Origin of the sequence: Halomonas sp. JB37 (genome assembly GCF_002332255.1) — a bacterium.
GTDB lineage: Bacteria > Pseudomonadota > Gammaproteobacteria > Pseudomonadales > Halomonadaceae > Vreelandella > Vreelandella casei.
In genome coordinates this window covers 2,164,544-2,178,672 of record NZ_NRGW01000001.1, presented here as the reverse complement: position 1 = coordinate 2,178,672, position 14,129 = coordinate 2,164,544, and the positions used below count along the sequence as shown (strand labels likewise).

Here is a 14,129-nt window from a genome sequence, read left to right as displayed (position 1 = left end):
CCTAGCATAAGCAAGCGTTATCAAGTGCATTTACCTGTAATGTAAATCCATCGAACGCCAAGCCCCAGGCCTATTACTGTGACCACCCTGCATAGAAGTGAAAAAAGCCGAGCCAAGTCTGTTCGCAAAGGCCTGCACCCGAAGAATCTACATAACCAAGGCTATGACTTCCCAGCGCTCGTAGAAAGCCACCCTGCACTAGCCCCCCATGTGAAACCGAACGCTCATGGCGAGCTTTCTATCGATTTCGCAGACCCGTTGGCAGTTAAAACGCTCAACGCCGCGTTATTAAATCGCTACTACAACATTACCGATTGGGATATTCCAGAGGGCGCGCTTTGCCCTCCCATCCCAGGCAGGGCTGACTATATCCATTACATGGCCGATTTAATTGAGCTCGGGCTTGGACGTAAAAATCCCAGCATCAAGCTACTCGATATAGGAACGGGGGCGAATGGAATCTACCCGCTACTGGCCTGCCAAATTTACGGATGGCAGTGTGTCGGTAGCGAGATTAGCGCTCAGTCACTTGAGAACGTCGCCACGATTATCGCCAACAACCCCACGCTCAAAGATCGCTTCACGCTGCGCACGCAGCACGATAAAAACCACATGTTTGAAGGGATCATTCAAGCTGGGGAGTTCTTTGACGTCAGCGTATGCAACCCACCCTTCCACGCCTCGCTTGATGAAGCACTGAAAGGCAGCCAGCTTAAACTCAATAACCTTGCGCGTAGTCGCGGTGAAAAAAAAGCAAAGACCAAATCTCCTACGCTGAATTTTGGCGGGATGGGGGCAGAGCTTTGGTGCAAGGGAGGCGAACAGCTGTTTCTTAAAAAGCTAATAAAAGAAAGCCAAGTGTATTCCACTCAATGCCAGTGGTTTAGCAGCCTGATTTCAAAAGCCGACAATGTGAAACCTGCCACGAAGTTGATGCGTAAGCTCGGTGCCGTTGATATACGGGAAATAGAGATGACGCAGGGAAATAAGATGACGAGGATATTGGCCTGGACATTCATCTGAAGCGTTTCTGAAGTGGCGTATGAGCATGCTGTGATATGGTAATCCCTCCTTTTCAGAGGATGAGTTTCATTCTCTCGGGATCTCAGCAAGAACTTCCCCAGTCAACACGCGAACGTACTTTGCTGCTGAGGCTTCGCTGAAACTGACCTCGATCTCTTCGTTTGAATCAATTTTAGACAGCTTTTTGACCAACTCTCGAGTCGCGATCTTAACTGCTGAACGTGGATTAGTGATGCCTTCTTCCTGCATCCCCAATCGAACTTTCATCGTCTCGTAAAGCTCGCCAGCACTCGCCGCCATTTCAATCCTCTCGTGAACTCATAACCCTGTCATAAACGGCGCGGGCTTTTGAGCGTCCGGCGACCGAAGGGAGCGAATTTAATCGCCTTGTTAGGCAAGTACTCATAGACACATATGATTTGAATAACCTTTATATGGCGGAGCTTCTGGATACTGCGGGAGTTCATCGGCTATCTCTAGCCAAGACTGCTTAGATGATATCCAAAAGTGCATATCAGGATTAAAAAGTGACGAATCGTCAAGGCTGCCAGCCGTCAATCCAATAACTCCGGCGGAGGTACGCCGAGAAAATATGCTTGAACCACAACGCGAACAAGATCCTCGCTCTAGAGTTTCTGAGGAGTAAAATGTGCTAATTGGGCCTGTGATAGACACATCTTCAATCCGCATTAATACACGGGCGTTAAAAGCAGCCCCGATAGCTGTTTGACATTCCTTACAGTGGCACACTCTCTGATTTAATGGATCAGCAGTCGTTTCGTAACGAACAGCTTTACATATGCACCCGCCGCAAAATCTGGTCATTTAGTAAACCTTCTCCTCAAGTGGCCAACGCTAAATTAACAGGCCGGCTTTAGCCGGTCCCAACGAGCGCAGCGAGTGGCTTGAATGCCTGATTAGTCTTTCTCACAGCGGCTTGCCACGTATATAGCGATACTCTTGCGTATGCCCCTCGTAACCCCAGGCGTCCGCGTGGACCTCATGGATTACAATGTAACTCACAGGTGCCAACGGCCCAAATATGTTGGCAACCGCATCAAACACCTGTCGGATGTATCCAGACTTTTCGTTTTTAGCATTTGTGCCCTCAGTAACCTTGATGTCCAAGTAAAAAGTCACTAGCGACTGGCTGGCAAGACTCTTGCCCCCTATGTACCAGCTTTTAGCCGATGTGGCATTGACCTCGACAGAAGCAAGCTCGTGCTTCTTGCCAAGAGCGGTTGCAGTAATTTCAGTAAGGGCACTTGCGACTTGATCTGACTGATCTTGCGATACATCGGCAGAGATATGGAAGCTTAGGTATGGCATAAGGAACCTCTCCAAGACTGACTAACGAGGCTGTAGAAAACCCCGAATTTGTCATTGGTGAAGCCAGTACCGGCGGTAACGACAGTGCCCTTTTGATAGCTATTTTCCGAAATACCTAGCTTCTTAAAGCGAGCATCGACCGTTTCCAGTACGAGTTGCAAGGTGCGGTATTCCTGTCCTTCGCCAAAGGCCTGGGCTGTGCGTCTTTAGGAAACGATCCACTTTGTTCATAGCGGCATCTAGCGAGAGAATCGTCTTGGCGCGGCGGATATCTCGATCCAGATTGGCTTCCGTTTCAGCTTCATAATGCGCGTAGTGTTCCACTAAGTGATGCCGAATCAGACCTCTCCGTTTCTCACGTTTCTCGCCTTGCTCTTTGAACGTGCCAGACAGCTCTTTAGAGGCATCAGATGACATTTTGCAGCCGTCAATGGCAAAGAGTTCGTTGCCCAACAAGCCTTGTTCATGGCACACCAACAGCACTTGCTCGAAAAGCGCTTCAATCTCGTCAGCATGGCGGCTGACAAAACTTGCCAGTGTGGTGAAGTGGGGAACGGTAGCGCAGGAGAGCGCTTTGAAAATGATATTAGTCTCGCAGCACCATTGCATCCGTGTTTTTTGTATTGAGTAATTTCAGAAAAATCAACTTGATCGATAAGAATTAAAAGCGTGCCGCTCTCGTCTAGTAGGTACTCCACTCCTCTTGAATGAAAGCTTTCCAAAACGTCTACTTTGCTGGAGCTTTAAAGAGTCGTCATCTAAATCTGCGCTCAATCTTTTACGCTTATGCCATTCAGGAACAAGCCTACAAGATGCCCAATACGCGATTTCGATGAACGGTCATTCTCGATTGCGATGGAAATCGCCGTTACCACGTAAATTAAATCCTCGTAAGTGACATCGCGGCGGATGGCACCTGCTTCTTGTCCACGCTGAAGCAGCCGATGCCCTTCTGCGGTGATCGCATTACATCCGGGCGTACCGCATTGGATAATGGTCCCAATCGAAGCAGCAAGGCTCTGGTAAATGCTCATGTTCATAGCAAGTTCTTCAAGATAAGCTCGTATCGCGTCACCTGGTGTGACATGAGGGTCGCGCGCATGGCTGGTCTGTGCAAGCGACAAGAAACGCTCATTGCTAGTCGCGGCCAAGAGTGCCTCACGCGTGGGAAAGCGACGATAAAGCGTACCTATACCAACGCCTGCGCGCTTGGCAACTTCCTCCAGCGGAACCCCCGCTCCTCTTTCTAAGAAAAGCTCCTCGGCGGCAAAAAGGATAAGTTCGCGGTTCTTCTGTGCGTCAGCCCGGAGGGCAGGTTTATTACTCAATTTTTTTCCTCTTTCGCTTGTTAAGTGGAGTCTACCTCCATATTATAAGTGGAGCAATTCTCCACTTATAACAGAGGTACTAGAAAATGACGAAACGCTTCGAAAACAAAGTTGTGGTGATAACGGGAGGCAGCGACGGCATCGGTCTCGCAACGGCGAAACTTTTTGCCATCGAAGGTGCACACGTTTACATCACAGGGCGTCGGCGAGAACTACTCGACGAAGCTGTGAAAGAGATCGGCCAAGGGGCGGTCGGCGTACAAGGTGACGTCACTAACTCTGCCGACGTCACTCGGCTTTACGAACGGATCCAACGCGATCACCAAAAGGTCGATGTCGTGTTCGCCAATGCGGGCATTTACGAGGTCATTCCACTCGATGCGATCTAGGATACGCATTTCGACTCGACCTTCAACGCCAATGTGAAAGGCATGGTGTTCACTGTGCAAAAAGCACTACCGCTGATGACAGCGGGAAGTGCTGTCGTGCTCAACGGCTCCATCGCTGGCAGCAAAGGCCTGCCAGGCCAGTCTCTTTACAACGCCAGCAAGGCAGCAGTGCGCTCTTTCGCTCGAAGCTGGACGAATGACCTTAAGGAGCGAGGCATCCGCGTGAACGTGGTTTCGCCTGGTGGAACAGAAACTCGCCTGATAAGGAGCTACCTTGACTCGCAACCGGAGGTCGAAAAGGCACTAAATAAAAGCGTTCCGCTTGGGCGGCTGGGGGAACCGAACGAGATAGCACGAGCAGTCCTCTTCCTGTCATCAAGCGAGAGCAGTTTTGTCGCTGGACATGAACTTTTTGTCGATGGCGGTGCAGCCGCAGTTTAGGCCCCGGGCAAGTCTCGTTCAGTTCTAAAGATATTGGAGTCAGATGAAGATTAGCTCTCAGAGTAATTGCATTAATTTTCATTTGGCCCCCCACCCCCTCCTCTCCAATGTGGAGGAATCCTCCACATTGCAATGGCATACTCACACCGATTTCAACTCTCAACAGAGGTAGTCAACATGATCAATCTCCGCACTCTAACCTTGTCCGTAAGCGTCACGCTAGGCGCCATAATTGCGCTGCCGGGCATGGCTATCGCTGACGTACAGAACATCATTCTGGTTCACGGCGGAAACGTCGATGGCAGTACTTGGAGAGGGGTTTACGACCGGCTGACTGCCGAAGGCCTAAAGGTCACAGTTACTCAACTGCCAATGACATCCGTCGAGGATGACGTCGCGGCGGTCCAGCGAAGCCTGGACGTGCAGGACGGCCCGGTTCTGCTCGTGGGGCATTCTTATGGCGGCGTGGTTGTAACCGAAGCCGGCATCGACCCAGACGTCAAAGGTCTCGTCTACGTCACAGCATTCCAGCCTGATATCGGGGAAAGCGGCGGCGACCTGCTAGCCTCAGCGGCCAGCGATTTCACGGCCGACAAGCTGACGGTCACCGACGATGGCTTTCTTTTGGTCAATGACGACGCGTTCCTCTCCTTGGCAGGTAACGGTCTTTCAGAAGAAGACGCACTCTTTTTGGCAAGGTCCCAAGCATGGGCCAACGCGGGGAATCTTGCTCACAAAGTTACTTCTGCGGCATGGCAGGATAAACCGAGCTGGATGACGGTCGCTACCGAGGACCTTCTCATCTCACCGGAGTTGCAGCGCCGTATGGCAGAGCGCGCCGGTTCGACAATAATTGAGATCAAGAACGGCCATATGCTGCCGATGACGAGCCCCGATGAGGTGGCCGAGGTGATCGCGCAGGCCGCCAAGGCGGTGAACTAGAACAGCCCTCCCGTGCGGACCGCGACAGCGGTCCGCACGCTTCTCCCTTTGCACAAGATCATCGTTTTAGTAGATATTTTTATCTGACCCAAGCTTCAAACGCAGTAAATAAATCAGCTCCGCATCCCGTTACTGCCGTAATCGCGATGGCTTCCATTGTACGCCAATTATTCTTAGCAAACTTTCCAAGATTTTTGAAAAAATATCTACTCGGATCGATATGACTCATCGGGTGATTTAACACATAACTGTACCGATTATAATTCTGGCTATTATGTGGATCAGCCTGAATAAATTGAATCGCCCCAGGTTTCGTAGACACCTTCTGGCCTTATACTGACGGCATCTAGGAGGATCCATGAACCTTCCCCGTTACACTGAAGAATTAAAAATCGAAGCCATCAAACAGTGGTAGAACGCGACCATCGCGTTGCCGAGGTCTCTGAGCGGTTAGGCGTGCCAGGCCACACCTTGTACCAGTGGATCAAGCGCTACGATAAGCCGGTAGAACAACGGCATGAAGATGATGATCTCCAAGCTGAAAACCGTCGTTTGAAGGCTGCACTAAAACGCGTGTCAGAAGAGCGAGATATATTAACAAAGGCCACCGCGTACTTCGCCAGGGAGTCCGACTGAGGTACGCGTTTATTCAAAAGCATGCGAGCCAATATCCGATACGGCGTTTGTGCCGCATGATGGCTGTGCACCATAGCGGCTACTACGCATGGTGCAAAAAAGCACTGTCTAATCGAGATCGGTGTGATCAGCATCTCTTGGGATTGATCAAGCATGCGTGACTTGAAAGCGGCGGTTTATATGTCTATCGCAAGGTATATCAGGACTTGCATGAGGCTGGTGAAGCCTGCAGTAAGCACCGAGTAGCCCGCCTGATGCGCAGGGAAGGTTTACGCTCTCAGACGGGCTATCGACGACGCCCTGGCTGCTATGGCGGTGGAAAACTGGCTGTTGTATCACTCAACTATTTAGACCGTCAGTTTGAAGTAGCAGCGCCAAATATTGCTTGGGTGACGGATATCACGTACATCTGAACGTACGAAGGCTGGCTTTACTTAGCGGTGGTTATCGACCTGTTTTCTCGTCAAGTGGTTGGCTGGTCGATGAAGTCTCCTATGACCACAGAATGAGTGCTGGATGCTTTGTTATCGGCAGTCTGGCGACGAACAGTGAGGGTGTGTTCGGATCAAGGAAGCCAGTTCAGCAGTGGAGACTGGCAAAGCTTTCTGAAAGCTTCTTTCAACTCCTCAAGCGAGAGCGAATCAAGCGACAGATTTATTCGACACACGAAGCGGCTAGACGTGACGTGTTCAATTACATTGAAATGTTCTACAACCCAAAGCGCCGACACGGGACAAGTGATAACTTATCACCGGTTGAGTATGAAAGGCGTTACTTTAAGAGCCTAACGGGTGTCTAGAATATCCGGGGCGATTCAAGACGGCGCATCCCATGATTGGATGAACGCGCTAGCATGATTCCTTAGCAAAGGTAGCCTACTTGTTCCCATATAACCATATGACTTTAAATTAATAATAATTAGGCTGTATTTGCAGAGTTTGCGCGCTTTGCCAAACTCAATAATTTTGTATATCCATACACCATCATGGAGCAATGACCATATGGATATGCAAAACAAGCCACCGAAGCTGATGGATCGTGTCAAGGTAGTGATGCGGGTAAAGCGCTACAGTCCACGTACTGAAAAAAAACCTACTGTTATTGGATGCGCTACCTCATTCGCTATCATGGGGTGCGTCACCCCTGCCACTATGGGCCCTGCCGAAGTGCAGGCTTTTCTTGAACACCTTGCCGTTGAGCGATACGTAGCAGCATCAACAGAGAACTAAGCGCTTACCGCGCTTGTATTCATCTATCGCCATGTACTCGATAAGCCACTGGGCGATATTGGCATTTTTTTCCAAGCAAAACGCCCACATCGACTCCCCATTTGCTATTAAACCACTTATCTGGCTCGATGAATTTAATGGCTACTTTGATGTATGGCTGAGGACTGCGGCTCATCGAAACATGTCGTTTGCGCATCAGAGATATTGATACCGAATGCCATATCATCACCGTCAGGGCAGGAAACTTGTTTATCGGCTAGCATTGGGTCGCATACCAGTCACTTTCGCCCGTGCGCTGGATCGCAGTATCTAAACGCGGGTATTTCCTCGGGTTGGCAATGGCTGTTTTCTGCAAGCCGCCCATGCTGTGATAATGCCGTTTTATAAAAGCGTTGCCTTTGAGGACAACAGCTTGCTGGTTGCATTGATCTGGCACCGCTGTGCGGTACTTTCGCAGGTGCCTCGCTCTTAGCTTACTGCTGGCCTTCTTCCGCAAATCCGATTAGCCTGCTAATTCATTACTAAGGGCTTGGCATGCAAGAGACCACTTCTCAGCAGCGTTTAGCGGGCGTGCTGATTTTGTTTGGATTAATCGCTCAGATTATCGGTTTTACGGGCTTATTACATACGGCGCACGCGGTGAGCTATTTGCTGTGGCTGGCAGTGGCGCTGCTTTGGCGGGATATTCCTAAACGCTCGCGCATTCAAGCCGGAGTATTGATGGGCTTGGGCCTATTAATGCTGTTAGTGGCGCGCGTTGTGTATGACGCCGAGGTGGACTGGCCTGCCATGCTACAAGGGAATGCCTTTGTGGCGGCCATGCTGGTAGGCGTTAGCTTTATTACTTTGGTGGGCAAACAGCAGGGGCGAAAAAAAGCGCCGGGTAAAAAGTTAACAGGCTACGGCGGCATTTTACGGACATGGCTAGGCGTGCATTTTCTGGGCACGATTTTGAACATGTCGACGATTATTATGGTGGGCGACCGGCTGGCACGTTCAGGCCCGCTTTCCATGCCCCAGTTTTTAGCGCTTAATCGCGGGCTTTCAAGTGCCGCCACGTGGTCACCCTTCTTTGCTTCAATGGGCATCGTGATCGCCCTAGCCCCAGAGATGCAGTACTCCTATGTGGCAATGTTTGGCTTGCCGCTAGCTTTGTTATCGGGGTTATTAACCACGCTTGAACTTGGCCGCCGGTTTGACCTGCGTGAGGTGTATGGTTTTTCCCTCGCGCCGAGCAGCCTGCTAATGCCGGGGATAATGGCGCTTCTGGTGATGGTGTTTCACTTTTGGCTCACACCTAGGCTATCCATTGTAGGCATTATTACCTTTTTAATCCCAATGGTGGCCTTGCTCTATAACTTGCGTGATGGGCCACGCTACACATTTCGCCGCATTCGCCAGCATACCACTACGCGCTTACCGGCAATGCGCGGAGAGATTTCGCTATTTTTAGCAGCCGGGCTTTTAACGCTAGGCCTGTCGACATTGGTCGCTTCAATAGCAGGCAACGATTGGACACTGTTTGCATCGTTTGGGGCTGCACAAGGCATGATCAGTTTTCTCGCGATTGTGCTAAGTGCGCTGGCGGGCCTTCACCCGATCATCGGGATTTCGGTACTGGCTTCTATGGTGAGTTTGCAAGGCAGCGAACATACCCTTTTTGCATTTGCGGGGCTGTGCTCATGGGCAATAGGCACTAGCGTGGGGCCACTGTCGGGTATCAATCTATCCCTGCAAGGTCGCTATGGCGTTAGTGGTTATCGCATGATGAAAAACAATTTATTTTATGCAGGCGTGATGAGCCTGCTTTCACTGGCTTCGATTGCCGGATTGAGCTACTTGGTGAATTAATCGTTGCCCTTAAGCCATACCAAGTTCAGCCTGGCAGCCCTATTAAGAGCTGCCAGGCCAAAGCCTTTACGTCAGATAGCGCCCGCTTAAGTTTCGATAATTTTATTAGGGAAGCGATAGAAATAACGATGGCCACACTCGTGGCAGGGCTCTAAACGCGCCACGGTGGGCAGCGTGACCTGGGCATCGCAATGCACGCAGGCCATTAAACCGGGCGCCGCCATTTCACCTTCGCAGTAATCGGCACGGGCTGCTTCTAAATCATCCTCGAAGCGCTCACGGTCCACCACGCTGCGGTCGGCAACCGACAGCAGTGATTCAGCCACGCGGCGGGAAAGGCCGTCCAGGTCGATACCTAACCAGCTGGCCACCTGCTTACCGGTATCGGCCATGTAGTAGCGCATATCTTTCAAATCGCGCTCTACCCAGGCTCGCAGCAGGGCTAGCTCGTCTTTGGTGTACTCTTCAAGGTCTGATTCGAATTCAACTGCATCGTCCAAATCCTTCTGTAAATTTTGCCAAGTTAGGTCGTTTGCGCCTCCCTGCATCCGCTCTAACAGTCGTTCATAGCCTTCGCGTAGGCGATTGTCATTCTGATGTTCACTCATGGTGCCTCTCCTTTTGTCGACGCATGCGGTTTCCTATCATCGGCTTACCGTTCAAGGATACACCTGCATAGGATACAATCAGCCTTACTTATCTGACAGATGTCATCTCACATTCACTTTGCGCCCCTTTTGGGCGAATACGCCAAGGCATGAATAAACCGATGGACGCACATTATAGCCCTCGTGAAATTGAACGCGACGCCCAGCAGTACTGGGACAAACATCAGTGCTTCAAAGCAGTAGAGGACGCGAATCGCGAGAAGTTTTACTGCCTTTCCATGTTCCCCTACCCCAGCGGTAAGCTGCACATGGGGCACGTGCGTAATTACACTATCGGCGACGTTGTATCGCGTTTCCACCGCATGCAGGGCAAAAATGTCATGCAGCCCATGGGCTGGGATGCGTTCGGTATGCCGGCGGAAAACGCCGCCATCCAAAACCAGGTCCCGCCGGCCGAGTGGACTTATCAAAACATCGACTACATGCGTAACCAGTTGAAGGCACTGGGCTTTGCCTACGATTGGAGCCGCGAGTTCGCCACCTGCGATACCAGCTACTACCGCTGGGAGCAGTGGTTCTTCACCAAGTTAGTCGACAAAGGCTTGGTGTATAAAAAGATGTCAACGGTCAACTGGGACCCGGTTGATCAAACCGTGCTCGCTAATGAACAGGTCATTGACGGCCGTGGCTGGCGTTCCGGTGCGCTGGTAGAGCGTAAAGAGATCCCGCTGTGGTTCTTGAAGATTACTGATTACGCTGAAGAGTTGCTCACGGACCTCGATAAAGTCGAGTGGCCGGAGCAGGTTAAAACCATGCAGCGCAACTGGATTGGTAAATCTCGCGGCGTCGAGCTGACCTTTGATGTGAAGAATGCTGATGGCAACGCCAACGAGCCGCTAGCGGTCTACACCACTCGCCCAGATACGCTGTTAGGTGTGACTTACGTAGCGGTAGCCGCCGGCCACCCGCTGGCCAAACAGGCGGCTGAGCAGAACGCGGCGCTTGCGGCCTTCTGTGACGAGTGCGCCAAAGGCGGCACCTCAGAAGCCGAAATGGCCACGAAAGAGAAGCTGGGCATGGCGACCGGCCATTTAGCAATTCATCCGCTGACGGGCGATGAAGTGCCGGTGTTTGTCGCAAACTTCGTGTTAATGGAATTCGGTACCGGCGCGGTCATGGCGGTACCTGCCCACGACCAGCGCGACTGGGAGTTTGCGACTAAGTACGGGATTGAGATCAAAGCGGTGATTGCCGATGAAAATGGCCAAGCGCCTGATCTTTCCGAAAGCGCCTATACCGAACATGGCGCCCTGATCCATTCAGGCGAGTTTGATGGCCTTGAGTTTCAAGCAGCCTTCGACGCCATTGCCACAAAACTTGCCGAGCTTGGCCGCGGCGAAGTAAAAACCAACTTCCGTCTGCGTGATTGGGGCGTTGCCCGCCAGCGTTATTGGGGCGCACCCATCCCGGTTAAATACGGCCCAGAGGGCCAAACGGTACCGCTTACCGATGCTGAGCTGCCGGTCGCGCTGCCCATGGAAGTCACCGTTGACGCTTCTGGTTCGCCGCTGAAAAAAATGCCGGCGTTCTCTGATCTAGGCGATGGATGGACACGTGAAACCGACACCTTTGACACCTTTATGGAGTCATCCTGGTATTACGCGCGCTTCTGCTGTGCTGATAATACAGAGGCGATGCTGGATGAGCGCGCCAACTACTGGCTGCCCGTTGATCTTTATATCGGCGGCATCGAACACGCCATTTTGCACCTGCTGTATGCCCGTTTCTTCCACAAGCTAATGCGTGATTTTGGTCTGGTGGATTCTGACGAGCCTTTCCAACAGCTGCTGACCCAAGGCATGGTCATTGCGGAAACGTTCTTCCGCATAAAAGATAACGGCGGTAAAGAGTGGTTTAACCCAGCGGATGTTGACGTTAAGCGCGATGAGAAAGGCCGCCCATTAAGCGCCATTCTCATGAGCGATGGACAGCCGGTAGAGATGGGTGGCATCGAGAAGATGTCCAAGTCGAAAAACAACGGCGTTGACCCGCAGTCGATGATAGACAAATTCGGTGCGGATACCGTGCGGCTATTCATGATGTTCGCCGCCCCGCCTGAGCAGTCGTTGGAGTGGTCTGATTCCGGCGTTGAAGGCGCCCATCGCTTCTTGAAGCGCCTATGGCGCCAGGTCAATGAGCATATAGCCGCCGGTACGCCGGGCTCGCTGAATATTGACGCGCTCAATGACGACCAGAAAACGCTGCGACGCAAAACCCACGAGACCATCAAGAAAGCCAGCGATGATATCGGCCGACGCACCACGTTCAATACCGCGATTGCCGCCGTTATGGAGCTTTCCAACGCCATCAGCAAATTCGACGATACGTCTGAGCTGGGGTTAGCGGTAAGCCGCGAAGCCTTGGAAGCGGGCGTCTTGCTGCTAGCACCGATTACGCCACACTTGTGCCATAGCCTGTGGGAGACGCTGGGACATAGCGGCCCTGCTATTGAAGCAACGTGGCCGGTGGTTGATGAAGCGGCGCTTACCCGCGATAGTATTGAGCTCGTCGTGCAAGTCAACGGTAAGCTGCGCGCTCGCCTTGAAGTGCCCGCCAGTGCCGATAAGGCGTCTATCGAAACACTCGCCATGGAACACGAAAACGTCCAGCGTTATCTTGAAGGTAACACCGTGCGTAAAGTGATCGTGGTGCCCGGAAAATTGGTCAACATTGTGGTGAGCGGATGAACCGACGTACGTTTTTAACCACAAGCATCGCCGCCTCAGCGGCGGTGCTCTTAAGCGGCTGTGGCTTTCGGTTACGTGGTCGTGATTCATTGCCCACCCTGCCCACGCTAGCACTGGAAGGCGATAACAACAGCGCGGTTGCCCAGCAGCTAACAACTCGCCTGCGGCAACTAGGTACCCAGGTAGAACCTGGCGCCCCTTGGCGTGTAACGCTTGGCACGCCGTCGCTCGTTGACCGTCGTTTGGGTGGTGATGGCCGCGCAAGTCGCGAGCATGAACTCACCCTAAGCATATCGCTGTCCGTGCAAGAACGAGCCTCTAACGCTTACCACATTAATAACGCGACGCTATCCTCTAGCAGTCGTATTCGCGTTAATGATGATGACCTGCTAAATCGCGAATCGCTGTTTGCCGAGGCTGAGCAAACGCTTGCTCGCGAGCTGTCGCAGCGGATAATAGAACGCCTTGCCAACATTGAGGCCATGCAGTGAAAGTATTTGCCGACCAGCTACCCGCTGCTTTGGCAAAAAAACTGCCGCGCGTGGTCATTGTAGCCGGCGACGAGCCGCTACAGCACCGCGATGCCTGCGATGCGGTAAGAATGATAGCGCGGCAATCTGGTATCGAAGAGCGCGAAGTGCTGGACGTTGAAGCGAACTTTGCCTGGGGGCGCTTGATTGAAGTGGCCAGCAACCTATCGCTCTTTGCGACCAATAAGCTGCTGGAATTACGGGTAGGCAATCACAAGCTTGGGCAGGATGGTAGCAAAGCGCTGGCACAGTACGCCGAAACCTTGGATAACAGTGACGACGTACTGCTCATCAGCATGGGGAAGCTAGACGCCAAGCAGCAAAAAAGCGCCTGGTTTAAAGCATTAGATAAGCAGGGCTTGTTTGTACCGGTATGGCCCGTCGATGCCTCGCGGTTGGGTTATTGGCTGCGTGATCGCGCCTCAAGGCACGGCTTGCAAATAGAGCTGGATGCGGCCCGCCTACTGGGCGAACGTACTGAGGGCAATTTGCTCGCCGCTGATCAAGAGCTGCAAAAACTGGCTTTGATTCATCCTCAGGGCACGCGCTTAAATGTAGAAAGCATTGCCCAAGGCGTCGAAGACAGCACTCGGTTCGATGTATTTAATTTAGCCGACGCCTGTTTGAAAGGTGAGCCCAGTCGCGCGTCTCGCATTGTTAATGGATTAAAGAGTGAAGGCGTCGAAGCCCCGATTGTACTTTGGGCACTGAGTCGCGAGCTGCGAACGCTGCTTTCGCTGCATCAACATTTGGATCAAGGGCAAAGCTTTGAGCACGCCTGCAAAACCCAAAAGCCGATGATCTTTGACAAGCGACGCCCTGCTTACCAGAAAGCTATTGCCCGCCTGCCCATGAAGCGTCTTCACAAACTGCTGCTAATGGCCCAGCGGCTAGATCTGGCCGTAAAAGGCGCCGCGGCAGTCCCCCTATGGCCCGGGCTGCATGATTTGGCCATGACCATTGCCGGTGGGCGTGGGCTGCTTGCAGAAACAGCCTGGACCTATCGCGTTAATGCGCACGGTTAATCGGCAGCGTAAATACGATGATGAACACTAGCCACGTTAGTGCAAATAATG

The 14,129-nt window shown here is 52.1% G+C and carries 12 protein-coding genes and 2 pseudogenes; 9 read left to right on the top strand and 5 right to left on the bottom strand.

The window, feature by feature from the left end:
• Positions 1–78 precede the first annotated feature (78 nt).
• On the top strand, positions 79–1,023 hold the full coding sequence (gene rlmF, locus CIK78_RS10130) for a 23S rRNA (adenine(1618)-N(6))-methyltransferase RlmF (RefSeq protein WP_096279652.1): 945 nt from the start codon (positions 79–81) through the stop codon (positions 1,021–1,023).
• 66 nt (positions 1,024–1,089) lie between these two features.
• On the opposite strand, the gene CIK78_RS10125 is transcribed toward rlmF, so the two are convergent.
• The 4 genes from CIK78_RS10125 to CIK78_RS10105 all read right to left on the bottom strand — a co-directional run bounded on the left by CIK78_RS10125 (position 1,090) and on the right by CIK78_RS10105 (position 3,680).
• Entirely contained in the window at positions 1,090–1,323 is a 234-nt protein-coding gene (locus CIK78_RS10125) for a hypothetical protein (RefSeq protein ID WP_096279650.1), read from the bottom strand.
• A gap of 627 nt (positions 1,324–1,950) precedes the next feature.
• Positions 1,951–2,352 carry a tautomerase family protein gene (locus CIK78_RS10115; RefSeq protein WP_096279646.1) on the bottom strand — a complete coding sequence of 134 codons (402 nt, stop codon included), beginning with the start codon at positions 2,350–2,352 and terminating at the stop codon, positions 1,951–1,953.
• Between the two features lie 123 nt (positions 2,353–2,475).
• On the bottom strand, positions 2,476–2,961 hold the full coding sequence (locus CIK78_RS10110; protein WP_225734428.1) for a hypothetical protein: 486 nt from the start codon (positions 2,959–2,961) through the stop codon (positions 2,476–2,478).
• Positions 2,962–3,122: 161 nt separating this feature from the next.
• On the bottom strand, positions 3,123–3,680 hold the full coding sequence (locus CIK78_RS10105; protein ID WP_096279644.1) for a TetR/AcrR family transcriptional regulator: 558 nt from the start codon (positions 3,678–3,680) through the stop codon (positions 3,123–3,125).
• An 86-nt stretch (positions 3,681–3,766) separates the two neighbouring features.
• Here CIK78_RS10105 and CIK78_RS10100 point away from each other — a divergent pair.
• The 5 genes and pseudogenes from CIK78_RS10100 to CIK78_RS10075 all read left to right on the top strand — a co-directional run bounded on the left by CIK78_RS10100 (position 3,767) and on the right by CIK78_RS10075 (position 9,168).
• A pseudogene (locus CIK78_RS10100) lies at positions 3,767–4,510 on the top strand (SDR family oxidoreductase).
• 177 nt (positions 4,511–4,687) lie between these two features.
• Positions 4,688–5,452, top strand: coding sequence for an alpha/beta hydrolase (locus tag CIK78_RS10095; RefSeq protein WP_217990283.1), 765 nt, complete (start codon positions 4,688–4,690; stop codon positions 5,450–5,452).
• 358 nt (positions 5,453–5,810) lie between these two features.
• Positions 5,811–6,887 (top strand): annotated as a pseudogene (locus CIK78_RS10085) (IS3 family transposase).
• A 202-nt stretch (positions 6,888–7,089) separates the two neighbouring features.
• Positions 7,090–7,317, top strand: a complete 228-nt coding sequence (locus CIK78_RS17795) for a phage integrase N-terminal SAM-like domain-containing protein (protein ID WP_141393036.1) — start codon at positions 7,090–7,092, stop codon at positions 7,315–7,317.
• Between the two features lie 534 nt (positions 7,318–7,851).
• Entirely contained in the window at positions 7,852–9,168 is a 1,317-nt protein-coding gene (locus tag CIK78_RS10075; protein ID WP_096279640.1) for a hypothetical protein, read from the top strand.
• 86 nt (positions 9,169–9,254) lie between these two features.
• On the opposite strand, the gene CIK78_RS10070 is transcribed toward CIK78_RS10075, so the two are convergent.
• The gene (locus CIK78_RS10070; protein WP_096279638.1) at positions 9,255–9,776 is read right to left on the bottom strand and encodes a zinc ribbon-containing protein; all 522 of its coding nucleotides are present in this window, start codon (positions 9,774–9,776) and stop codon (positions 9,255–9,257) included.
• Between the two features lie 161 nt (positions 9,777–9,937).
• Between CIK78_RS10070 and leuS the strand changes: the two genes are divergently transcribed.
• From leuS to holA, 3 genes are read left to right on the top strand one after another with little or no spacing between them, the layout of a single operon-like run.
• Positions 9,938–12,523 carry a leucine--tRNA ligase gene (gene leuS / locus CIK78_RS10065; RefSeq protein WP_096279636.1) on the top strand — a complete coding sequence of 862 codons (2,586 nt, stop codon included), beginning with the start codon at positions 9,938–9,940 and terminating at the stop codon, positions 12,521–12,523.
• Positions 12,520–13,014, top strand: a complete 495-nt coding sequence (gene lptE / locus CIK78_RS10060) for an LPS assembly lipoprotein LptE (protein WP_096279634.1) — start codon at positions 12,520–12,522, stop codon at positions 13,012–13,014. Before leuS ends, lptE begins: the two co-directional genes overlap by 4 nt.
• Positions 13,011–14,078: a DNA polymerase III subunit delta gene (holA, locus tag CIK78_RS10055; protein WP_096279632.1), complete on the top strand. Its 1,068-nt coding sequence runs from the start codon at positions 13,011–13,013 to the stop codon at positions 14,076–14,078. Before lptE ends, holA begins: the two co-directional genes overlap by 4 nt.
• Positions 14,079–14,129: the final 51 nt, after the last annotated feature.